Annotated in this window: 17 protein-coding genes; 11 read left to right on the top strand and 6 right to left on the bottom strand. The window is 71.9% G+C overall.

Annotated elements, in window-relative coordinates; all coding sequences use genetic code 11:
• Positions 1-8 precede the first annotated feature (8 nt).
• Positions 9-1538 carry a SpoIIE family protein phosphatase gene (locus GA0070561_RS05405; RefSeq protein WP_208603685.1) on the top strand — a complete coding sequence of 510 codons (1530 nt, stop codon included), beginning with the start codon at positions 9-11 and terminating at the stop codon, positions 1536-1538.
• 14 nt (positions 1539-1552) lie between these two features.
• Here the strand turns inward: GA0070561_RS05405 and GA0070561_RS05400 are convergent, their stop codons facing one another.
• Positions 1553-2380 carry a helix-turn-helix domain-containing protein gene (locus GA0070561_RS05400; protein WP_091395774.1) on the bottom strand — a complete coding sequence of 276 codons (828 nt, stop codon included), beginning with the start codon at positions 2378-2380 and terminating at the stop codon, positions 1553-1555.
• A 31-nt stretch (positions 2381-2411) separates the two neighbouring features.
• Here GA0070561_RS05400 and GA0070561_RS05395 point away from each other — a divergent pair, with 31 nt between their 5' ends.
• From GA0070561_RS05395 to GA0070561_RS05370, 6 genes are all read left to right on the top strand, one after another.
• Positions 2412-3014, top strand: coding sequence for a TIGR03086 family metal-binding protein (locus GA0070561_RS05395; RefSeq protein ID WP_091395771.1), 603 nt, complete (start codon positions 2412-2414; stop codon positions 3012-3014).
• Between the two features lie 148 nt (positions 3015-3162).
• Positions 3163-3699: a PadR family transcriptional regulator gene (locus GA0070561_RS05390; RefSeq protein ID WP_091397436.1), complete on the top strand. Its 537-nt coding sequence runs from the start codon at positions 3163-3165 to the stop codon at positions 3697-3699.
• The gene (locus GA0070561_RS05385; protein WP_091395768.1) at positions 3696-4397 is read left to right on the top strand and encodes an ABC transporter ATP-binding protein; all 702 of its coding nucleotides are present in this window, start codon (positions 3696-3698) and stop codon (positions 4395-4397) included. The genes GA0070561_RS05390 and GA0070561_RS05385 overlap by 4 nt, the downstream gene beginning before the upstream one ends.
• On the top strand, positions 4394-5929 hold the full coding sequence (locus GA0070561_RS05380; protein WP_091395765.1) for an ABC transporter permease: 1536 nt from the start codon (positions 4394-4396) through the stop codon (positions 5927-5929). Before GA0070561_RS05385 ends, GA0070561_RS05380 begins: the two co-directional genes overlap by 4 nt.
• 105 nt (positions 5930-6034) lie before the next feature.
• A complete protein-coding gene (locus tag GA0070561_RS05375; protein WP_091395762.1) occupies positions 6035-6460 on the top strand; it encodes a superantigen-like protein SSL4 in 426 nt (141 codons plus the stop codon).
• 2 nt (positions 6461-6462) lie between these two features.
• Positions 6463-8580, top strand: a complete 2118-nt coding sequence (locus GA0070561_RS05370) for a bifunctional polysaccharide deacetylase/glycosyltransferase family 2 protein (RefSeq protein ID WP_091395759.1) — start codon at positions 6463-6465, stop codon at positions 8578-8580.
• Positions 8581-8605: 25 nt separating this feature from the next.
• Here GA0070561_RS05370 and GA0070561_RS33485 read toward each other — a convergent pair whose 3' ends face one another.
• Together GA0070561_RS33485 and GA0070561_RS05365 are read right to left on the bottom strand one after the other, a co-directional pair.
• Positions 8606-8782, bottom strand: a complete 177-nt coding sequence (locus GA0070561_RS33485) for a hypothetical protein (protein WP_167362312.1) — start codon at positions 8780-8782, stop codon at positions 8606-8608.
• Between the two features lie 19 nt (positions 8783-8801).
• Positions 8802-10898 (bottom strand): S9 family peptidase, encoded by a 2097-nt coding sequence (locus tag GA0070561_RS05365; protein WP_091395756.1) that lies wholly within the window; start codon positions 10896-10898, stop codon positions 8802-8804.
• A gap of 96 nt (positions 10899-10994) precedes the next feature.
• Here GA0070561_RS05365 and GA0070561_RS05360 point away from each other — a divergent pair, with 96 nt between their 5' ends.
• Positions 10995-12353 carry an FAD-binding oxidoreductase gene (locus tag GA0070561_RS05360; RefSeq protein ID WP_091397433.1) on the top strand — a complete coding sequence of 453 codons (1359 nt, stop codon included), beginning with the start codon at positions 10995-10997 and terminating at the stop codon, positions 12351-12353.
• 69 nt (positions 12354-12422) lie between these two features.
• On the opposite strand, the gene GA0070561_RS05355 is transcribed toward GA0070561_RS05360, so the two are convergent.
• Both GA0070561_RS05355 and GA0070561_RS05350 read right to left on the bottom strand, forming a co-directional pair.
• Positions 12423-12854, bottom strand: a complete 432-nt coding sequence (locus GA0070561_RS05355; RefSeq protein WP_091395752.1) for a hypothetical protein — start codon at positions 12852-12854, stop codon at positions 12423-12425.
• 48 nt (positions 12855-12902) lie between these two features.
• Positions 12903-14975, bottom strand: a complete 2073-nt coding sequence (locus GA0070561_RS05350) for a SpoIIE family protein phosphatase (protein WP_091395749.1) — start codon at positions 14973-14975, stop codon at positions 12903-12905.
• Positions 14976-15265: 290 nt separating this feature from the next.
• Between GA0070561_RS05350 and GA0070561_RS05345 the strand changes: the two genes are divergently transcribed.
• On the top strand, positions 15266-19636 hold the full coding sequence (locus GA0070561_RS05345) for a HAMP domain-containing protein (protein WP_373861493.1): 4371 nt from the start codon (positions 15266-15268) through the stop codon (positions 19634-19636).
• The gene (locus GA0070561_RS05340) at positions 19633-20187 is read left to right on the top strand and encodes a response regulator (protein ID WP_091395745.1); all 555 of its coding nucleotides are present in this window, start codon (positions 19633-19635) and stop codon (positions 20185-20187) included. Before GA0070561_RS05345 ends, GA0070561_RS05340 begins: the two co-directional genes overlap by 4 nt.
• Before the next feature lie 15 nt (positions 20188-20202).
• Here GA0070561_RS05340 and GA0070561_RS05335 read toward each other — a convergent pair whose 3' ends face one another.
• Complete coding sequence (locus GA0070561_RS05335; protein WP_007454492.1) at positions 20203-20538, bottom strand: STAS domain-containing protein; 336 nt, start codon at positions 20536-20538, stop codon at positions 20203-20205.
• Positions 20539-20716: 178 nt separating this feature from the next.
• Here GA0070561_RS05335 and hemL point away from each other — a divergent pair, with 178 nt between their 5' ends.
• Complete coding sequence (hemL, locus tag GA0070561_RS05330) at positions 20717-22054, top strand: glutamate-1-semialdehyde 2,1-aminomutase (RefSeq protein WP_091395742.1); 1338 nt, start codon at positions 20717-20719, stop codon at positions 22052-22054.
• Positions 22055-22057: the final 3 nt, after the last annotated feature.

Here is a 22057-nt window from a genome sequence, read left to right as displayed (position 1 = left end):
TGGACGCCATGCCGACAACCATCCTGGTGGTTGACGACAGCCGTACCAAGCGTTACCTGCTGGTCAGCTGGCTGACCCGGGCCGGGTTCACAGTGCTGGAGGCCGAGAACGGCGCCGATGCGTTGGCTCGGGTCGAGGTGGACCGGATCGATCTGGTGGTCCTCGACGTCCGGCTGCCCGACCTGAGTGGCTACGAGGTCTGCGAACAGATCAAGGCGCGGCACCCGGCGATGCCGGTGATCCATGTGTCGGCGCATGCGGTGGACGTGGCCGACCGCGCCCAGGGGCTGACCCGGGGCGCTGACGCCTACCTGACCGAGCCGATCGAGCCCGAGGAGCTGATCGCCACCACCCGGGCGGTGCTGCGCTACTACCAGGCCCGGCAGCGTGCCGAACTGCTCGCCGAGCGGCTGCTCGGGTTGGCCGACACGACCGTCGCGGTGCATGCGGCGCCGACCTTCGCGCGCCTGCTGGAGGCCGCTGCCGAGGGCGCCGCCCATATCTTCAAGAGCCCGGCGGCGGTGATCGCCGAAACCTTCGACGGCGACTGCCTCGCGGGTGTCTGCGCCGGTCCCGGCGCGGTGGCCGCCGTGGTGCCGTGGGTCGTCGACGACACCGGGGTGCCCACCGGTGCCACCGTCCGGGTGGAGGCCCCGGCGAACTGGGCGCTCGTCGACTGGCCGGCGGACGACACGGTGACAGTCGCCGCCGCCCGACTGCGCGAGGACCGGGCCCCGCTGTACGTGGTGGTCCCGACCGCCACCCAGACCGCGCGGACCCCGGTGCTCAAGCAGCTGGCTCAGGCGGTGGCGGCGGCCGTGGAGGGGCAGCGCTCCTTCGACGAGGAGCACCGGATCGCGGTCACCCTCCAACGCAGCCTGCTCCCGCGTGGGCTGCCCACCGTGGCCGGCCTGGACCTGGCGGTGCGCTACGAGCCGGCCAGCGCGCAGACCGAGGTGGGCGGCGACTTCTACGAGCTGGTGATGCTCGACGGGCACCTGCTGCTCGCGATCGGGGACGTCGCCGGCCACTCGCTGCACGCGGCGACAGTGATGGCCGAGCTGCGGCACGCGGTGCGGGCGTACGCGGTCGAGGGCCACCAGCCCGGCGAGATCCTGCACCGGGTCAACGAGCTGATGCGGACCCTGCTGCCGAACGAGGTGGCGACGCTCTGCGTACTGCTGCTGCACCCGCCGACCGGGCACGTCCGGTTGGCCAGTGCGGGGCACCTTCCGCCGCTGATGATCATGGACGGCAAGGTCGAGTTCGTGCAGCACTCCGCGCCGTTGCTCGGCGTCCGCGCCCCGCGCCCGGCCGATCTGGAGTTCGTGGTGCCGGCCGGGGCCACGCTGGTCTTCTACACCGACGGGCTGATCGAGCGACGGGACGCCACCATCGACGAGGGGCTGGCAGCGCTGGCCGGGGTCGCCGCGACGGTCGACGGTGACCTGGACCAGTTCTGCGCCCGACTGCTGGTGGAACTGGCCCCACCGGAGATCCAGGACGACGTCGCCGTGGTCGTCCTGCGGCGTCGCTGATCTGTCGGCTCTCCTCAGCTCACTGAGCGGGCGTACGCGGCGGGGGACACCCCGGCCACGGCGGTGAAGTCACGGACCAGGTGGGCCTGGTCGCTGTAGCCGAGGTCGGCGGCGAGGTCAGCCCAGCTCAGCGGGCCACCGGCGGCCTGTTCGACGGCCTCCTGGAGCCGGTAGCGGCGGATCACCCACTTCGGCCCGACTCCCACGTACTCAAGGAACAGCCGCTGCAACCGGCGGACCGGTACGTCGTGCCGCGCGGCGAAGTCGTCGACGCGCAGCACCGTCCGGTCGGTACGGATCGCCTCGGCCAGTCGGACGGCCTCCTCGGCCATCGGGTCCGGCTCCGGTTGCCAGGCGGTGAGGAGGGCGTCCAGCGCCCGGCAGCGCTCGTCGTCGCCGGCCGCCGAGGTGGGTGCTCCCGGGAACGTGCCCGCGCCCACCGGGACGTCCGGCTGGGTCAGCCGGCCGGCGGGCAGCGGCACGCTACGGCCGGTCAGCTCACTGACCGCGCGCCGCCAGAACGGGTGGAAGCCGCCGGGGCGGAACTGCACCCCGGACACCCGGCCGGTGCCGTTGAGCGTGATCCGGAACAGGTCGCGGCCCACCCCGGCAACCTCGCCGGACTCGGGCCCGTCGTCGTCCCGCCGGAACACCACGTTGACCGCCGGGTGCGGCACGACCCGCTGCTCGAACGGCGCGCTCAACTCCCAGTCGATCAACCAGTAGTGCTCGACCCACGGGCGCAGCGACTCGGCCGGCAGGTGCCGCCGGAAGCGCACCTCGCGCAGCAGGCGCCCGGGGTCGAGAATGCCCCGGCTGTCGCCACGCGGTCGCTGTCGCATTTGTTCAAGACCACCCTCATACGCTGGCCCTATGTCCACTCAGACTAGCGAGCTGCTGGCGGCCGCCGCGCCGCGAACCGTCGATGTCGTACGGGGTATCTCCGACGACCAACTGGACCTGCCCACGCCGTGCGAGGACTACCTGGTCCGTGATCTGCTCAATCACCTCTTCCAGGTGGTGGTCAACTTTCAGGACCTGGCCGAGAAACGACAGGTGGAGTGGGCCGAGAAGCCCGACCACCTGGGCGACGGCTGGCGGGACCGCTTCGAGGTGGAGACCGGCCGGTTGATCGCCGCCTGGTCGGACCCGTCCAGCGTGGAGGGCATGTCACCGCGTATGCCCATGCCACAGTCCGTCATCGGCGGTATGGCCCTGCTGGACCTGACAGTGCACGGCTGGGACCTCGCGGTCGCCACCGGCCAGCCGTACCACCCGGCCCCGGAGGTGGTGGCCGAGCTGCACGCGCTGGTGGAGCAGTTGGGCCCCACCGCCCGCAAGATGGGCGTCTTCGCCGACCCACTACCCGCCCCCACCCCCGCCCCCACCCCCGCCCCCACCCCCGACCTGGCCCCCGACCTGGCCCACCTCCTGACCCAGACCGGCCGTACCCCCACCTGGCCCCAAACCCCCTAACCCCACTCCCCACTGCCCCACCCCCGCCCTCGGTGATCAAGAAGTTTGCGTCAAGGTTCGGCGCGCTGGTGACGCAAACTTCTTGATCAACCAGGCGGGGTGGGGGAGGTTGTTGACTTGGGTATTCGCTGGGTGAATAGTGGGCGGGGTGTCCACGCCGCATGTTCTGCTCGGGTTGCTCGCTGGGGGCAGCCGGCACGGGTATGAGCTGAAGCGTGCGCACGACGAGCGGCTGCCGCGGGCTCGGCCGCTGGCCTTCGGGCAGGTCTACGCCACTCTCGGCCGCCTTGAACGTGACGGGCTGGTGGCCGCCGCCGGGCAGGACCGGGTGGGCGGGCCAGATCGCACCGCGTACGCGCTGACCGACCAGGGGCGGGTAACGCTGGACCAGTGGCTGTCCACAGTGGAAGCACCCATGCCGTACGTGGCCAGCACGCTCTTCGCCAAGGTCGTGGTGGCGCTGCTGGTCGCCGATGTCGACCGGGCCCGGTCGTACCTGATCGCCCAGCGGGCCGCGCACACCGCACGGCTGCGTGAGCTGACCACGGTCAAGGGCGACCCGGCCGCCACCCTGAGCGACGTGGTCGCGGCCGATTTCGCGATCGCCCACCTCGACGCGGATCTGCGGTGGCTGCACGCCACCCTGGGCCGGGTCGCCGACTGGCACCGGGAGGTGCATCCGTGACGCAACTTCAGGCTCGCGGCGTGGTTCGGGCGTACGGCCCGACGCCCGCGCTGCGCGGCGTGACGCTCGAGGTGGCTGAGGGCGAGATCGTCGCCGTCACCGGGCCGAGTGGCTGCGGCAAGTCCACCCTGCTGCACTGCCTGGCCGGGATCCTCCGGCCGGACGTCGGCGAGGTCACCTGGCGCGGGCACCGCATCGACACCTGGTCGGAGGCGGCCCGGTCCCGGCTGCGGCGTACCGAGTTCGGGGTGCTGTTCCAGTTCGGTCAGCTGGTGGCCGAGTTGACCGCCGCCGAGAACGTCGCCCTGCCCCTGCTCCTCGCCGGCACGGGGCGGCGAGAGGCACGGACGGCGGCGCTCACCTGGCTGGAACGGTTCGGGGTGGCCGAGGTGGCCGACGTCCGGCCGGGTGAGATGTCCGGGGGTCAGCAGCAGCGCTGCGCCACGGCGCGGGCGCTGGTGACCGAGCCTCGGGTGCTCTTCGCCGACGAGCCGACCGGCGCACTGGACACGCTCACCGGCGAGCAGGTCCTCACCCAGCTGGTCCGGCTCGCCCGCGAGCAGCGCACCGCCGTCGTGCTGGTCACCCACGAGCCGCGGATCGCCGCGTACGCCGATCGGGAGATCGTGCTGCGTGACGGCCTGGTGGACCACACCGGCCTGGGGCTCGACGTGCCGCTGGCCGGCGGCGCCCGGTGAGACCGACGACGCTGCTCCGCCTCGCGCTCGCCGGCACCCGCACCGACACCGCCCGGGTGGTGCTCACCGCGCTCAGCGCCCTGCTCGCGACCCTGGCCGGGCTCGCGGCGCTCACCGTGTTGGCCATCCCCACCCCCACGGCGACGGATGAGAACCAGGACCGGTGGTCGGAGCAGTATCACAACGCTCTGCTGGCGCAGCCCGGGTTGCGCGGCGGCACGGCGCTCGCGCTGCTGATGCTGATGATCCCGGTGCTGGCGCTGGCGGGTCAGTGCGCCCGGCTCGGCGCGCCGGCACGGGACCGCCGGTTGGCCGCGCTCCGGCTGGCCGGCGCCACTCCCGGGCAGGTCACCCGGCTGGTGGTGCTGGAGACCGGCGTGGCCGCTCTGCTCGGCACGCTCGTCGGGCTGGGCGTCCATCTGGTTGGCCGCAATCTGCTGCACCGGCCGGACGCGCAAGGCCAACTGGCCCTGCCCACCGACGTGCTGCCATCGACCGGCGCGCTGGCCGGCATGGTGCTCGGTCTGCCGGTCGTGGCGGCGCTGGCCACCGCCCTGATGCTGCGTACGGTCACCACCAGCCCGCTCGGGGTGAACCGCAAGGCCGCCCGCGAGCGTGGTCCGGGCCCGTGGGCGGGGCTCCTGATCGGGTTCGGCGTGGCCTCGTTCGCGGTGATCCGCCCGGTGGTCCACCGGTTCGCCGACGACGACGAGTTTTTGGCCTGGCTGGTGCCGATGTTGTTCGTGGTGGGCGCGCTCGCGGCGATGATCGGGGTGGTGATCGGCACCGGCTGGCTGTCGTACCACTGCGGGCGGTTGTTGCGTCGGCACGCCCGCGGTCCGGCTGCCCTGCTCGCGGCGGGCCGGCTGATGGCCGACCCGTGGGCGGGCAGCCGCACCTTCGCGGCGCTGCTCGCCGCCCTGATCTTCGGCGGGGGCGCGGCCGCCCAGCGGGCCTACTTCGGGACCAAGGACCAGCTTGAGCGGGAGCAGAGCCGGTTCGCCGGGCTGGATGGTGGCACCAACCCGTTCTATCTGTCCACGATGGATTACGTCGATGGCGCGATCGCCGTGGCCATCCTGATCGCGACGGGCGGGCTGATCGTCGCGCTGGTCGAGGGGATCGTCGCCCGTCGACGCGCCTACGCCGCGTTGGTCGCCACCGGGGTGCCCCGCGCCACGCTGAGCCGTTCGGTGGCCTGGCAGGCGTTGGCGCCGGCCGTACCGGCGATCCTGCTCGCGCTCACCGTGGGCACGCTGCTCGGCCGAGGGCTTGCCGAGGAGAAGGTGTCGGCGGGCGGCGGGTCGACGATGATCTGCGATGCCACGGCAGCGCTCTGTGAGGACCCTGCCACCAGCGCACAGTACAACCGGATCGTGCACATTCCCGAGGTGCAGCGAGCCGTTCCCGTACCTCTGGAGCACCTGGCATGGCTCGGTGCCGGCGCCCTGGCCGCGGTGCTGGTGACGATCGGTGTCGGCCTGCTCTTCCTGCGTGCCAGCACCGCCCTGGACGAGTTGCGCACGGCCTGAGTCGATGTAACACCGCTGGTGGCGGTGCCGCTGTGTGCAACGGAGACCCGGCCCATCGGGTCTCCGACGCCGGTTGTCGGCGTGGTGACGGTGGGAGTTTGCCAGATGCACAGTCAACCGGGCTCTGTCCCGCCGGTGTTCGTCGACGGCACCGGGCGTCGCCGCCGGCTGACCGTCATCGCGGGCACCGCCATGGGCCTCGGCCTGCTCACCAGCCTCGTCCTGATCGCCGCGGGGCTCTTCCTGGACACGTCGGTGCCGCTGCCCGGCTGGTCGGAGGACTCCCGGGGGACGCGCCCGGTGGAGGCCGGCGTGGACGGGGTCAAGCCGCCCCGGGTGGCCGAGTCGCCGTCGCCGTCGCCGGCGGCCCGTACGTCAGCGCCGCTGCCGCGCGCCACCCCGACCAGCGACCGATCCCCGACCACGGCCGCCACGGCCACCGGGACGCCATCCGCCACCGACCAACCGGGCCGTGGCGACGAGCACCGCAGGAACGCCAAGCCGAGCAGGTCGCCCGGTAAGCCGCAGTGACGATGGCGAGACACGTGGCCCGGCGGGACCCTCGGGCGCACTGGCTGCTGCTCCTGCTCGGGCTGCTCCTGCTGCTCTCGGCGCTCACCGTCAACGGCCTGCTGAGCGGTCTCGCGGGCGGCTCGGGAAACGCCACCGCACAGCCCGCGTCGGACGTGCCGGCCGCCGTCAGCTCGGGTGGCCCGGTGCTACGGCTGGATCGTGCCGAACCGGTCAGCCGGGCGTTGCCGGACCGCACCATCGCGCTGACCTTCGACGACGGGCCGGACCCGCGCTGGACGCCACAGGTCCTTGACGTGCTTCGTCGGCACGGCGCGCACGCCACCTTCTTCGTGGTGGGCGCCCGGGTCAACGAGCACCCCGAACTGGTCCGGCGGATCCTTGCCGAGGGGCACGAGATCGGGTCGCACACGTTCACCCACGCCGACCTCGCCGAGGTGTCGCCGTCGCGGCGTGACCTCGAACTGTCGCTGACCCGCAAGGCGGTCGCGTCGGCCACCGGCCGGGAAGTGACCCTGCTCCGGCCGCCGTTCTCCTCGGTGCCGACGGCGCTGACCGGGTCCGAGTACGCCGCGTTGCGCGCCGCCGCCGGTGCCGGGCACGTCGCGGTGCTCACCGACCTGGACACCAAGGACTGGCAGCGCCCCGGCACCGACCAGATCGTGCGGGCGGCCACCCCGAAGCGGGGACAGGGAGCGGTGGTGTTGATGCACGACGGCGGCGGTGACCGGGCGCAGACCCTCGCCGCGCTGGACCGCCTGCTGCCCGCGCTCGGCGATCAGGGCTACCGGTTCACCACCGTCTCCGCCGGCATCGACGCCGCACCGTCGATGGTCCCGGCGGGCACCGGTACCCGGCTGAGCGGCACCGCACTGCGCTGGACCCAGACCGGTGCCCGCTGGTCCGCCGAGGTGATGAACTTCCTCCTCGCCACCGCACTGGTGCTCGGGGTGGCGCGTCTGGCCGTGCAGGTGATCTGCGCCCAGCGGCACGTGCGCCGCGTCCGCCGGCCCCGCCGGGACCGTCCCGAGGTGCGGGTACCGGTGTCGGTGATCGTGCCCGCGTACAACGAGGCGGCGAACATCGCCGCCACGGTGCGTTCCCTGCTGGCCAGCGCGTACCCGGCGTTGGAGGTGATCGTGGTGGACGACGGGTCGGACGACGGCACCGCCGACATCGTCGAGCGGATGCGACTGCGCGGGGTACGCGTGATCCGGCAGGCCAACGCCGGCAAGCCGGCGGCGCTGAACACGGGCATCAGGGCGGCCCGGGCGAACCTTCTGGTGCTGGTCGACGGCGACACCGTCTTCCAGCCGGACACCGTGCACCGCCTGGTGCAGGGCTTCGCCGACCCGTCGGTGGGCGCGATCAGCGGCAACACCAAGGTCGCCAACCGGCGTCGGCTGCTGGGTCGGTGGCAGCACCTGGAGTACGTGATCGGCTTCAACCTCGACCGACGGATGTACGACGTGCTGGAGTGCATGCCGACAATCCCCGGCGCGATCGGCGCGTTCCGCCGCGAGGTGCTGCTGCGGGTGGGAGGGGTGCCGTCGGACACGCTGGCCGAGGACACGGACCTCACCATGAAGGTGCTCCGGGCCGGCTGGCGGGTCGTCTACGAGGAGTCGGCCATCGCCTGGACCGAGGCCCCGTCGTCGTTGCGCCAGCTCTGGCGGCAGCGCTACCGCTGGTGCTACGGCACCATGCAGGCGATGTGGAAGCACCGGCACGCGCTGCGCGAGTCGGGTGCCGGAGGCAAACTGGGCCGGCGCGGCCTGCCGTACCTCACGGTGTTCCAGATCGTGTTGCCGCTCACCGCCCCGGCGGTCGACGTGTTCGCCGTGTACGGCCTGCTCTTCCTGCCCTGGTCGACCCTCGCCCTGGCCTGGGCGGGACTGCTGCTGCTCCAGGCGGCCACCGCCGCGTACGCGCTGCGACTGGACCGGGAGCGGTACGGCCCACTGTGGACGCTGCCGTTCCAGCAGCTGGTCTACCGGCAGCTCATGTACCTGGTGGTGGTGCAGTCGGTGGTCACCGCGCTGATCGGTAACCGGCTGCGCTGGCAGCGGATGGTGCGGACCGGCGAGGCGGCAGTGTTGGTCGGGGCCGGCCGCGGCTGACGCCACCTCGATGCGGCGTCAGCCGTCAGGTCGGGGTGTGGAAGAGGCCGGCCGACCAGGAGATCAGCAGGCCGACGGCGGCGGAGCAGCAGCAGACGAGCAGGGCGGCGGCCACGATCGCGAGGATCATCCAGGCGGACGCGCGCCGGGCCGCACCCGCCGGCGCGCCGGCCTCCGCCCCGTCCTCGTCCTCGTCGGTCATGACCGCCCCCCGATCGCCGTCAGGCGTGGCCGATGCGGTCCAGGATCCAGGCGTTGATGAACGCCTCCTCGCGCCAGGAGTCGTAGCGACCGCTCGGGCCACCGTGCCCGGCACCCATCTCGGTCTTCAGCAGGTAGTCGCCGCCCGGGGCCACCGCCCGCAGCCGGGCGATCCACTTCGCCGGCTCCGAGTAGAGCACCCGGGTGTCGTTGAGGCTGGTCACCGCGAGGATCGCCGGGTAGTCCACGGTGGCCACGTTCTCGTACGGCGTGTAGGACTTCATGTACGCGTACACCTCAGGGTCCTCAAGAGGGTTGCCCCACTCCTCCCACTCGGTGACGGTCAGCGGCAGCGACGGGTCGAGGATCGACGTGAGCGCGTCCACGAACGGCACCTGCGCCACGATCCCGGTGAACGCGTCAGGTGCCAGGTTGGCCACCGCGCCCATCAGCAGGCCACCGGCCGAGGCGCCCCGCGCGACCAACCGGTCGCTGGCCGTCCAGCCGGCCTTGACGAGGTGCCGGGCGCACGCCACGAAGTCGGTGAAGGTGTTCTTCTTGGCCAGCAGCTTGCCCTGGTCGTACCACCGTCGGCCCAGCTCACCGCCGCCCCGGATGTGCGCCACCGCGAAGACCACGCCCCGGTCCAGCAGGGACAGCCGGGCCACCGAGAACCACGGGTCCATGCTGGCCTCGTACGAGCCGTAGCCGTACAGCTCGCAGGGTGCCGAGCCGTCCCGGGGGGTGCCGACGCGGCAGACCAGTGAGATCGGCACCCGGGTGCCGTCGTCGGCGAGCGCCCAGTCGCGGTGCTGCTCGTACTCGGCCGGGTCGTACGGTCGCCCGTCCGGCCCGGGCAGCACCGGCTTCTGCTTGAGCAGCACCATCTGCCGGGTGACCAGGTCGTAGTCGTACACCGAGTCGGGGGTGATCAGCGAGGAGTAGCGCAGCCGGACCTGGCCGGTGCGGTACTCCGGGTTGGCGTCCAACCCGACGCTGTACAGCGGCTCGGGGAAGTCGGTGTCGTACCCGTCGTCACTGCCCACCGGCAGCACCCGCAGCCCGGTGAGCCCGTCGGTGCGCAGCGACACCACCAGGTGGTTGGCGAAGGCGTCGACTGCCTCCAGTCGGGTGCCCGAGGTGTGCTCGATCAGCGGCACCCAGTCGCCCGGTAGGTCCGCCGAGGTGAACGCCAGCGCGAAGTCCTCCGCGCCGTCGTTGTGCAGGATCAGGAAACGGTGGCCGTGGTGCTCCACCGTGTATTCGACGCCCTGTCGGCGGGGTGCGATCACGGCCGGCGCGCCGGTCGGGTTGCCGGCGGGGATCACCAGCACCTCGCTGGTCACCTTGCTGTGCACGTCGATGAGGATGAACTTCTCCGACCGGGTCAGCTCCACGCCCACCCAGAACCGCTCGTCGTCCTCCTGGTGGACCACCACGTCGTCGGCGGCGGCGGAGCCGATGGTGTGCCGCCAGACCCGGTTCGGCCGCCAGGCGTCGTCCACCGTCACGTAGAACAGCACCGAGGCGTCCGCCGACCAGGCGGTGCCGTAGAACGTGTCCGGCACCTCGTCCGGCAGCAGCTCGCCGGTGGTCAGGTCCTTTACCCGCAGGGTGAAGCGCTCGTCACCGGAGAAATCGGTGGAGTAGGCCAGCCAGCGACCGTCCGGGCTGACGTCGAACGCGCCGAGCGAGAAGAAGTCGTGCCCCTCGGCCAGCAGGTTGCCGTCGAGCAGCACCTCCTCGCCGTCGAGCGGGGCGCCGTCCGCGCTGACCGGCGGGTCGGTCTCACCGTCGCGGACCGCCCGGCGGCACTGCACTCCGTACTGCTGTCCCTCGACCGTCCGGGTGTAGTACCAGTGCCCGCCCTTGCGGGTCGGCACGGACAGGTCGGTTTCCTGGGTGCGCCGGCGAGTCTCCTCGAACAGGTCGGCGCGCAGGTCGGCCAGGTGTGCCGTACGCGCGTCGGTGTACTCGTTCTCGGCGGTCAGGTAGGCGATCGTCTCCGGGTCGTCCTTGGCGGCGAGCCAGGAGTACTCGTCGACGACGGTGTCGCCGTGGTGGGTGCGCTCGCTGGGCACCCGCTTCGCCGCGGGCGGGGCAGTCTCGGTGGTCACGGCGGCCACGTTACCGGCCGGCAGGCGCAGCGCGCCGGACCAGCGGCATCCCGATACTCGCCACCACGGCTTTCGAACACATGTACGATGGCCGGCATGGCGGCAGCAGCGAGTTCCCTCGGCCGGTCCGGAGCCCTCGAGATCACCCGGCGGTTGGCGGCGATCTGCGGTCCACCGTTCTCCCGGCTGGCCGGGCCGGCCGACGAGGTGGCGGGGCGACCGGCGCGTTGGGTGGCCGTTCCGGGCGGCCCGCACGCCGCCGCCGAGGTGCTGCGGCTGGCCGCCGTGCACGACCTGACGGTGGTGCCCCGAGGCGCGGGCACGAAGATCGACTGGGGTGCCACTCCGGTCCAGGTCGACATCCTGCTCGACACCGGCCGGCTGGCCGGCATCGGTCACGAGCCGGTCGACGCGCTGGTGACCGACGTTGGGGCCGGCACTCCACTGCGGGCGGTGCAGGCCACCCTGGAGCGCACCGGGCAGCGGTTGGCGATGGACGCCCCCTCGCCCGGCGCGACCCTGGGCGGTGTGCTGGCAGCCGGCGAGGCCGGCCCGCTGCGCCACCGCCACGGCAGCCCCTGCGACCAACTGCTCGGTGTGCGTTACCTCGCCGCCGACGGCGAGCTGATCAGCGTCGGTGGTGGCGCGCCCGGGCTCGACCTGGCCCGCCTGCTCTGCGGCTCCCAGGGCGCGCTCGGCGTGCTGGTGTCGGCGAGCCTGCGGGTGCAGCCGGTGCCGGCGAGCAGGCTCTGGGTGTCCCGCCCGGTGTGGACGCCGTTGGAGGTGCACGACCTGGTCCGGACGATCCTCGCCGCTCGGCTGGAACCGTCGGCCATCGAGCTGGACCTGCCCGGAGGCACCCCCCGCCCGCGTGCGCCGTACCCGCCCGGTCATCCGGCGGCCACCGCCCGGGAGCGTCATCCGTCGATGTCTGGCCGGGCCGGCGCTCCGTCCCGGGCCGGCAGCCTGGTGGTGCTGCTGGAGGGCGGCCCCGCCGACGTCACCGAGCGTGCCGAGCGGCTGGTCGGCCTGCTGCACGGGGAGGCGACGATCGCCCACTCCGCGCCGACGTGGTGGCGCCGCTACCCGTTCGCGCCCGGTGACACGGCACTGCGCCTGGAGGTGCCGATCGGCGACCTGCACGCCGCCGTCTACGCGCTACGTGACGCGGCCGGATCGCCGGTGCCGGTGCGGGGGTCCGCCGGGCTGGGCGTGGTGCACGCGGCGTTGCCGGGGGCACTGGCAGCCGATCGGGTGGCGTCCATTCTGGCCGCCGTCCGAGGGGTGCTGTTGGCCCGGCAGGGCCGCTGCGTGGTGGTCTCCGCCCCGGCGGCGGTCCGCCAGGCGGTCGACCTCTGGGGCGAGCTGGCCGGCCTGGCCCAGTTGCGGGCCGCGAAGCGGCACCTGGATCCGGAGCACCGCCTCGCGCCCGGGCGGCTCCCCGGCGGCCTGTGAGGCCGGGCCGGCCATATGAGCCGTCGGCGCGGCCGGGTGAGCCCGTCGGCCGGTGCGGCCCGGCCGAGATCAGTCCAGCCACCACCGGTGCATGTCCAGCAGCGGCGGGGTGAAGCGGGCCACCAGCACCAGCAGGCCTCCGACCGCGCCGGCCAGCAGCAGTGACCGGATCGCCCGGGGCAGTGCCTCGCGCTCCCTGGCGACCAGCGCCACCGCGACGATCGCCAACGGCAGCGCGAGCACCGCACCCGTCAGGTAGAGCACCCCGACCACGGCATAGAGCCAGAGGAACGGGTTCAGCCCAGCCGTCCCGAACGGGACCATGTCCTTCGGGTCGTACGCGCCGGTCAGCATCTCGGCCGGGCCGACGCCGGCGCTCGTCATCCGACCGACGTAGAGCAGCAGCACGGTGAGGAAGGCGCCGATGGTCGCGAACTGCGCGACGATCAGGGCCCGGACCGCCCGCCGGGGGTACGACGTGACCTGCGCGACGCTCGTCATGGCCGTCAATCTACCGAGCGGACCCGATGGCCGGGGGCCGCGCTGCGGTCAGGTCGCGTCGTTGCGGAGCACCAGGACGGCGATGTCGTCCCGGGGTGGCTCGACCGAGAAGTTGATCGCCGCAGCGCGCAGTCGGGCGGCCACCACGTCGGCCGAATATCCGGCCAGGGGCGCGGCGGCGTCCCGCAGTCGGTCGGTGCCGAACAGCTCCCGGCCACGCCGCCGCTCGGTGACGCCATCGGTGTAGAAGATCAGCGAATCGCCCGGTGCGAGCGTGATCTCCGCCGTCGGTGAGGTGATCGTGTCGAGCAGGCCGAGCGCGGTGCCGCCGGTGCCGACGAACCCGGCGCCGCCCGCCGCGGCCAGCAGCACCGGCCGGTCGTGCCCAGCGAGGTGCAGCGAGACGTCCAACTGGCCACCCTCGCCCTGCCCGACCGCTGCCAGCGCCAGCGTGCAGTAGCGACCGCCACCGCGCTCGACAAGCGTCTCGTTGAGCCGCGCCAGCGCCTCCGGTAACGGTTTGCCGTCGCCGACCAGCACCCGGATGACGTCCCGGACCAGCCCGGTCACCGCGGCGGCCTGGACACCCTTGCCCGAGACGTCACCGATCACCACCAGCCAGCGCCCGTCGGGCAGCGGCACCACGTCGTAGAAGTCGCCGCCCACCTCGGCGTCGTCGCCGGTCGGGACGTACTCCGCGGCGAAACCGATCCCGTCCACCAGCGGCAGCACCGGCGGCAGCAGAGACTGCTGGAGCGTCTGCGCCACCCGACGGCGTTCGGCGTGGATCCGGGCGTTCTCGATGGCCAGCGCGGCCCGCCGGGCCACGTCCTCCAACACGGCCACCTCGTCCGGGTCGTGCCGGTGCCGCTGGTGCCGCCCCACCGCGAGGGTCCCGAGCCGCTGCCCGCGGGCGATCAGCGGGACGGCGAAACCCTCCATCGGCCCGCCCAGCGGGATCTGCGCCGCGCTGCGGGACGCCTCGCGGAGGCGGGCCTGGATCGAGTCCGGCCCGGTCTCCGCCAGCACCTTGTGCAACTGCGGAAGCATCGACTCGTCGGCGTGGCTGGCCGCCGCCAGTCGGAGCCGACCCCACTCGTCGGTGGTGTGCACAGCGCACCACTGGCCGAGTCGCGGCACCACCAACTGCGGCACCAACGCCATGGTCAGGTCGACGTCCAACGACTGGGCCAGCAGTTCGCTCGCCTCGGCCAGGAACGTCAGCCACACCTGCCGGCGGACGTCGGCCCGGCGCAGCCGGTCGTTCTCCAGGTGCAGCGACAGCCGCTCGGCGGTGAGCACCGCCAACGGTTGGGCGTACGCCGACGGCGCGGCGTCCAACTCCAGCTCCCCGGCGTACGGGCGGTGCACCGTCAGTGGCACCCGGAGCAGGTCGCTGCCGGGGCGGGGCGGCCGACCGAAGCGGGCCAGCACCTGACTGCCCTGCCCGTCGCCCCGGTCCAGCCGGATCGTGCCGCCGGCTGCGCCCACCATCTCGGCTACCCGGCTGAGCAGGCTGGTGGCGAAGTCGGGCAACGGGTCGTCCCCGTACAGGTCGGGGGCGGTCTGCATGAGTTCGCTCATCGCGCTGGCGCTCGGCGCGGACCCGTCGGTGCTCGGCCGAGGGCCGGCGTTGGCCGGTGTCGATTCACCGATGGTCCCGCTGGAGGGCTGGTCGGCGCCGGGGCGGTCCAGCCGGAACCAGACGCCCTTCCCGGTGGGCAGGTACGTGGTGCCCCAGCGGCTGGCGAAGTGGTCGACCAGCAACAGGCCGCGGCCCCGCACGGAGACCTCGTTGATCTCGGTGGAGTCGTTGCGGTCGCCGACGGTCAGCTCGTCGCCGGAACCGGGGGCGAAGTCGGAGACGGTGACGGTCAGCCCGATTTCGTCCGCGACGACCTCGATGTCCAGTTCGGTGCGGGCGTGCTCGACGGCGTTGGTGGTCAGCTCGGTGGTGAGCAGCAGCGCCTCGTTGGCCAGCTCGTCCAGGTGTGACTCGGTCAACACCGAGCGGACCACGGCGCGGGCGGCAGCCGGCGTACGGCGGTCGGCGGGCAGCCGCACACGCCGGACGGCCCCGTCCCGGGCCCCGGCCGTCGCGGGCCCCGCCTCGGCTGACACCCCCGTATCCTCCACCGTCCCCCTGCCGGGTGCCAAGCCGATCACCGATGGCGGGCTGTCGCGTCGGTCGGCGGCACCGGTGGCAGCGGGCGGATCGACGCGTCGAAACGACCGGTGCGGGAGCCGGGCGAGGTTTGCGGCGCGCCGTGCCGACTCGACGCCCTTCGGGCGGGTCGACGGCCGATCGATGCCGCCTGGCGGGTCGCGCACCCTGGCACCACGGCGCGCGCGGGCACAATATGGGGTGCCGGTGTGTCCGCACGGACCGGCGCCCCCGAGTTGAGCGAGGAATGATGACCACGTCGAAGCAGTCGGTGGCGGATCCGTCCGCGTCCGACCACGAGGCGCTCCTCGGTGAGTTGGCCGAGGCACTGCGACGGATCGGGCGCGGCGACCTGAAGGTCCGGCTTCCCCGCCGGGCCGGCGCGGCCGGTGAGGTGGCGGACGCCTTCAACGAGGTGGTCTCGCTCCAGGAGCGGCAGTACCTGGACCTGCGGCGGATCAGCCGGATCGTCGGTCGCGACGGCCGGCTCACCGAGCGGCTCGACGACGAGGGGCTGGACGGCTCCTGGGCGGAGGGGCAGCGGGCGATCAACTCGCTGATCGACGACCTGGGTCGACCGACCACCGAGATCGCCCGGGTGATCGTGGCGGTCGCCGACGGTGACCTGTCCCAGCACATGGCGTTGGAGATCGACGGTCGGCCGCTGCGCGGTGAGTACCTGCGCATCGGGCGCACCGTGAACACGATGGTGGACCAGCTGTCGTCGTTCTCCAACGAGGTGACCCGGGTGGCCCGTGAGGTGGGCACCGAGGGCAAGTTGGGTGGCCAGGCCGACGTGCGGGGCGTTGCCGGCACCTGGAAGGACCTCACCGACTCGGTGAACACCATGGCGTCGAACCTGACCGGCCAGGTGCGGTCGATCTCGCAGGTGGCGACGGCGGTGGCCAAGGGCGACCTGTCGCAGAAGATCACGGTCGGCGCGCGTGGTGAGGTGGCCGAGCTGGCCGCCACGATGAACTACCTCACCGACACGCTGCGGCTCTTCGCCGAGCAGGTGACCCGGGTGGCCCGCGAGGTGGGCACCGAGGGCAAGTTGGGCGGCCAGGCCGAGGTGCCGAACGTGGCCGGCACCTGGAAGGACCTGACCGACAGCGTCAACTCGATGGCGTCGAACCTGACCGCCCAGGTCCGCAACATCGCGCAGGTCTCCACGGCGGTGGCGCGCGGCGACCTGTCGCAGAAGATCACGGTGGCGGCGCAGGGCGAGATCCTTGAACTGAAGGACACCGTCAACACGATGGTGGACCAGTTGTCGTCGTTCGCCGACGAGGTGACCCGGGTGGCGCGTGAGGTCGGCATCGAGGGCAAGTTGGGCGGTCAGGCCCAGGTGCGCGGCGTCTCCGGCACCTGGCGGGACCTCACCGAGAACGTCAACCAGTTGGCCGGCAACCTGACCAGCCAGGTCCGCAACATCTCCCAGGTCTCCACCGCCGTGGCGAAGGGCGACCTGTCGCAGAAGATCACGGTGGACGCCCAGGGCGAGATCCTGGAGCTGAAGAACACCGTCAACACCATGGTCGACCAGTTGTCGTCGTTCGCCGACGAGGTGACCCGGGTGGCCCGCGAGGTGGGCACCGAGGGCAACCTGGGCGGTCAGGCGCAGGTGAAGGGCGTTTCCGGCACCTGGCGGGACCTGACCGACAACGTGAACTCGATGGCGTCGAACCTGACCAGCCAGGTCCGCAACATCGCCTCGGTGACCACGGCGGTGGCGAAGGGTGACCTGTCGCAGAAGATCACGGTGGACGCGCGGGGCGAGATCCTGGAGTTGAAGTCGACTGTCAACACGATGGTGGACCAGTTGTCGTCGTTCGCCGACGAGGTGACCCGGGTCGCGCGTGAGGTGGGTACCGAGGGCAAGTTGGGCGGTCAGGCGCAGGTGCGTGGGGTCGCCGGCACCTGGCGGGACCTGACCGACAACGTGAACTCGATGGCGTCCAACCTGACCGCCCAGGTCCGCAACATCGCCCAGGTCTCCACGGCGGTGGCCAAGGGTGACCTGTCGCAGAAGATCACGGTGGACGCCCGGGGCGAGATCCTGGAGTTGAAGTCGACTGTCAACACGATGGTCGACCAGTTGTCGTCGTTCGCCGACGAGGTGACCCGGGTGGCCCGCGAGGTGGGCACCGAGGGCAAGCTCGGCGGTCAGGCGCAGGTGAAGGGCGTCTCCGGCACCTGGCGGGACCTCACCGACAACGTGAACTCGATGGCGTCGAACCTGACCAGCCAGGTCCGCAACATCGCCTCGGTGACCACCGCCGTGGCCAAGGGTGACCTCTCGCAGAAGATCACCGTGGACGCCCAGGGCGAGATCCTGGAGTTGAAGTCGACAGTCAACACGATGGTCGACCAGCTGTCGTCGTTCGCCGACGAGGTGACCCGGGTGGCCCGCGAAGTCGGTATCGAGGGCAAGCTCGGCGGTCAGGCGCAGGTGAAGGGCGTCTCCGGCACCTGGCGCGACCTCACTGAGAACGTCAACCAGCTCGCCTCGACGCTGACCACGCAGTTGCGGGCCATCGCCCAGGTGTCCACGTCGGTGACCCGGGGCGACCTGACCCAGCGGATCGCGGTCAAGGCGCAGGGTGAGGTCGCCGAGCTGAAGGACAACATCAATCAGATGATCGTCACCCTTCGGGAGACGACCAAGAAGAACGCCGAGCAGGGCTGGCTGGACTCCAACCTCGCCCGGATCGGCGGCCTGTTGCAGGGCCAGCGCGACCTCGGCGAGGTTTGCCGCATGATCATGACGGAGGTGACTCCGCTGGTCGACGCCCAGCTCGGCGCCTTCTTCCTGGCCGACGACGCCGACGGCAGCATGCGGCTGCGGCTGACCTCCTCGTACGGGTACGTGGCGCGGGGGCACGACGTCACCTTCGGGCCGGGTGAGGGGCTGGTCGGGCAGACCGCGCTCTCCCGTCGCACGATCCGGGTCAGCGCCTCACCGAACAGCCGGCTCACCCTGCGCTCCGGCCTGGCCGAGACACCCCCGTCCGACCTGGTGGTGCTTCCCGTCCTGTTCGAGGGCGAGCTGCTCGGGGTGATCGAGTTCGCCAGCGTGTCGGCCTTCTCCGAGCTGCACCTGTCGTTCCTGGAGCGGCTGGTGCTCACCATCGGCATCGCTGTCAACACCATCCAGGCCAACCGGCGTACGGAGGAGCTGCTGGCCCAGTCGCAGCGGCTGGCGCACGAGATGCAGGAGCAGTCGGCGGAGTTGCAGCGCACCAACGCCGAACTGGAGGAGAAGGCCACTCTGCTGTCCGAGCAGAAGGGCAACATCGAGACGAAGAACCGGGAGATCGAGCTGGCCCGGCTGGGCTTGGAGGAGAAGGCTCAGCAGCTGACCCGGGCGTCGGCGTACAAGTCGGAGTTCCTGGCCAACATGAGCCACGAGCTGCGGACCCCGCTGAACTCATTGCTGCTGCTGGCCCGTCTGCTGGCCGAGAACTCGGAGCAGAACCTCAGCCCGAAGCAGATCGAGTTCGCCCGGACCATCCACGGGTCCGGCTCCGACCTGCTGCGTCTGATCGACGACATCCTCGACCTGTCCAAGATCGAGGCGGGTCGGATGGACGTCGAGCCGACCGAGATCCGTTTCACCGAGCTGCGCGGCTACGTCGAGCAGGCGTTCGCGCCGCAGGCCGAGGAGAAGAACCTGGACTTCCAGGTACGGGTGAGTAAGGATCTGCCGCCGGCGTTGGTGACCGACGCACAGCGGTTGCAGCAGATCCTGCGCAACCTGCTCTCCAACGCGGTGAAGTTCACCGACAACGGTGCCGTGACGCTGCGGATCGCCCCGGCCGCGGAGAACGCGGTCTTCGACGTGCCGGCGCTGACGAACGCCCAGCAGGTGATCGCGTTCACCGTGATCGACACCGGGATCGGCATCTCCGACGACAAGCTGTCGATCATCTTCGAGGCGTTCCAGCAGGCCGACGGCACTACCAGTCGCCGGTACGGCGGCACCGGCCTGGGCCTGTCGATCAGCCGCGATCTGGCCCGACTGATCGGCGGCACCATCACCGTCTCGTCCGCGCCCGGTCAGGGCTCGACCTTCACCCTGTTCGTGCCGCAGGTGCTGGCCCCGGACGCGGTGGTCGCGCCGCAGACTCCGTCGCCGCAGCGCGCCGGGCTGCCGTCGTCGCTGCTGATGCCGCCGCTGGAACTGCTGCCGGAACGGCCGGAGGCACCGGCCACCCGTCAACTGGACGGTGCCACGGTGCTGATCGTGGACGACGACGTCCGCAACGTCTTCGCCTTGACCAGTGCGTTGGAGCTGCACGGGATGACCGTGCTGTACTCGGACAACGGGGCGGACGGTGTCCGCCTGCTGGCCGAGCATCCGGAGGTGGACATCGTGCTGATGGACGCCATGATGCCTGACCAGGACGGTTACGAGACCACCCGCCAGATTCGCCGCAACCACCGGTTCGCCGACCTTCCGGTGGTCTTCCTGACCGCGAAGGCGATGCCGGGTGACCGTGAGTCGGCGCTCGCTGCCGGGGGCAGCGACTACATCACCAAGCCGGTCGACCTGGACGACCTGATCGAACTGATGTCGTCCTGGATCAACGGCAGTCGGACCGAGGAGACTTCGTGACCCAGATGGCCAAAGCGCTGCTCGTGGACGACCGGCGGCAGAACCTGACGGCCCTGGAGGCGATCCTTCAGGGCCTGCCGGTCCAGTCCGTGGCGGTGGAGAGCGGTGAGGCGGCGCTCAAGCAGCTGCTGGTGGACGACTTCGCGGTGATCCTGTTGGACGCGCAGATGCCGGACATGGACGGCTTCGAGACGGCGAGCCACATCAAGCGCCGCGAGCGGACCCGGCACGTGCCGATCATCTTCCTCACCGCCGCCGACCGGGACGCCCAGCTCGCCCTTCGGGGTTACCAGGTGGGCGCGGTGGACTACCTCACCAAGCCGTTCGACCCGTGGGTGCTCCGGGCCAAGGTGTCGGTCTTCGTCGAGCTGTGGGTGAAGACCCGGCAGCTCGCCACCCAGTCGGATCTGGTCCGCGAGCGCGACACGCAGTGGCGGCGGCTCACCGACGCGGTCGACGAGGCGACCGCCCAGCTCCGCTCGGACGACCCGGAGGTCCGCGACCGGGCGGTACGGCTGCTCGAACAGGCCCGTTGGGGCAACACCGCCTGACGCGGCGGGGCGGGCTCAGCCGGTGGGCTGGTCGTTGCGGATCATCAGGGCGCTGCGCAGGCCGGTGATGTCCAGCACGCGGATCAGGAAGTCGCCCACGTGCGTCAGCATCAGCAGGCTCTGCGCGTGGCTGGCCTTGCGGCTGAGCACGACCAGGGTGCCCAGGCCCTGCGAGTCGCAGAAGGTGACGCCGCCGAGGTCGAGGACGATCCGCGGGGGTGGGTCGGCCAGCACCTCGTTGACGACGGTGGAGAGCTGGGCCGCCGTGAGCATGTCGATCTCACCGGCCAGGCGCAAGACTGCTTCGTCGCCCGTCCGGTGTAGCGTGATGGACAGTTCGGCACGATCCACCCGGTCAGCCTAGCGCGATCCGACCGACCTGGCCTGTCGAGGCCGCGAGCCGTCGCCGTCCAGGCCACGAGGCCCCCGTGTCGGCGCTGCTGACCGGCGCGGGTCACAGGTGAGCCGGGTAACCCCACCACGGGGTGGCTGCTGGTTGACCGTCCGGCGCTGTCACAATGGCGGCATCGTGACCGACATCTTTCCCGCCGGATCCGGCCGCTACCCAGCCGACGCGCCGGCCTCCGAGGCCCTGTTCGACCGCGCCCGCGCCATCGTGCCGGGCGGGGTGAACTCCCCTGTGCGCGCCTTCCAGGCGGTCGGCGGCACCCCGCGTTTCATGGTCCGTGGTGAGGGCCCGTGGCTGTACGACGCCGACGGTCGCCGCTACGTCGACCTGGTCTGCTCCTGGGGTCCGCTGATCCTCGGGCACGCCCACCCGGAGGTGGTGGAGGCCGTCCAGGCAGCCGCCGCCAAGGGCACCAGCTTCGGCACGCCCACGCCGGGTGAGGTGGAGCTGGCCGCCGAGCTGGTCGATCGGACCCCCATGGAGCAGGTCCGGCTGGTCAACTCCGGCACCGAGGCGACCATGTCGGCGATCCGGTTGGCCCGCGGCTTCACCGGCCGCTCGAAGATCGTCAAGTTCGCCGGCTGCTACCACGGCCACGTCGATGCACTGCTCGCCGCCGCTGGCTCCGGCGTGGCCACCCTGGGCCTGCCCGACTCGCCCGGTGTGACCGGCGCGGCGGCCAGCGAGACGATAGTGCTTCCGTACAACGACATCCGGGCCGTCGAGGAGGCGTTCGCCGCCGAGGGCCAGCACATCGCCGCGGTGATCACCGAGGCCGCCGCCGGCAACATGGGCGTGGTGGCCCCCCGCGACGGCTTCAACCAGCAGCTCGCCCGGATCGCGCACGCACACGGCGCCCTGCTGGTGGTGGACGAGGTGATGACCGGGTTCCGGGTCTCCCGCGCCGGGTGGCACGGCCTCGACGCCTCCGACGCCGACCTGTGGACGTACGGCAAGGTCATGGGTGGCGGCCTGCCCGCCGCGGCGTTCGGCGGGCGCGCGGACATCATGGCGCGGCTCGCGCCGGCCGGCCCGGTCTACCAGGCCGGCACCCTCTCCGGTAACCCGCTCGCCTGCGCCGCCGGCCTGGCGACCCTGCGGCTCGCCGACGACGCGCTGTACCAGCGCCTCGACGAGACGGCCGCCGTCGTGGGCAAGCTGGCGTCCGACGCGTTGGCCGCCGCCGGGGTCCCGCACCGGCTTTCGTACGCGGGCAGCATGTTCTCGGTCTTCTTCACCGACGCCGACGTGGTCGACTACGACAGCGCACGCACCCAGCAGGTGCCGGCGTTCAAGGCGTTCTTCCACGCGATGCTCGCCGCCGGCGTCTACCTGCCGCCGAGCGCGTTCGAGTCGTGGTTCGTGTCGGCGGCGCTGGACGACGCCGCTCTGGAACACATCGCCGACGCGCTGCCCACGGCGGCGAACGCGGCGGCAGCGGCCGGTCACGGGGGGTAGAAG

Origin of the sequence: Micromonospora saelicesensis, from assembly GCF_900091575.1 — a bacterium.
GTDB classification, from domain to species: Bacteria; Actinomycetota; Actinomycetes; order Mycobacteriales; family Micromonosporaceae; genus Micromonospora; species Micromonospora saelicesensis.
The sequence above is the reverse complement of the archived record's forward strand: the minus strand, read 5'-3'. Positions and strand labels throughout refer to the sequence as shown.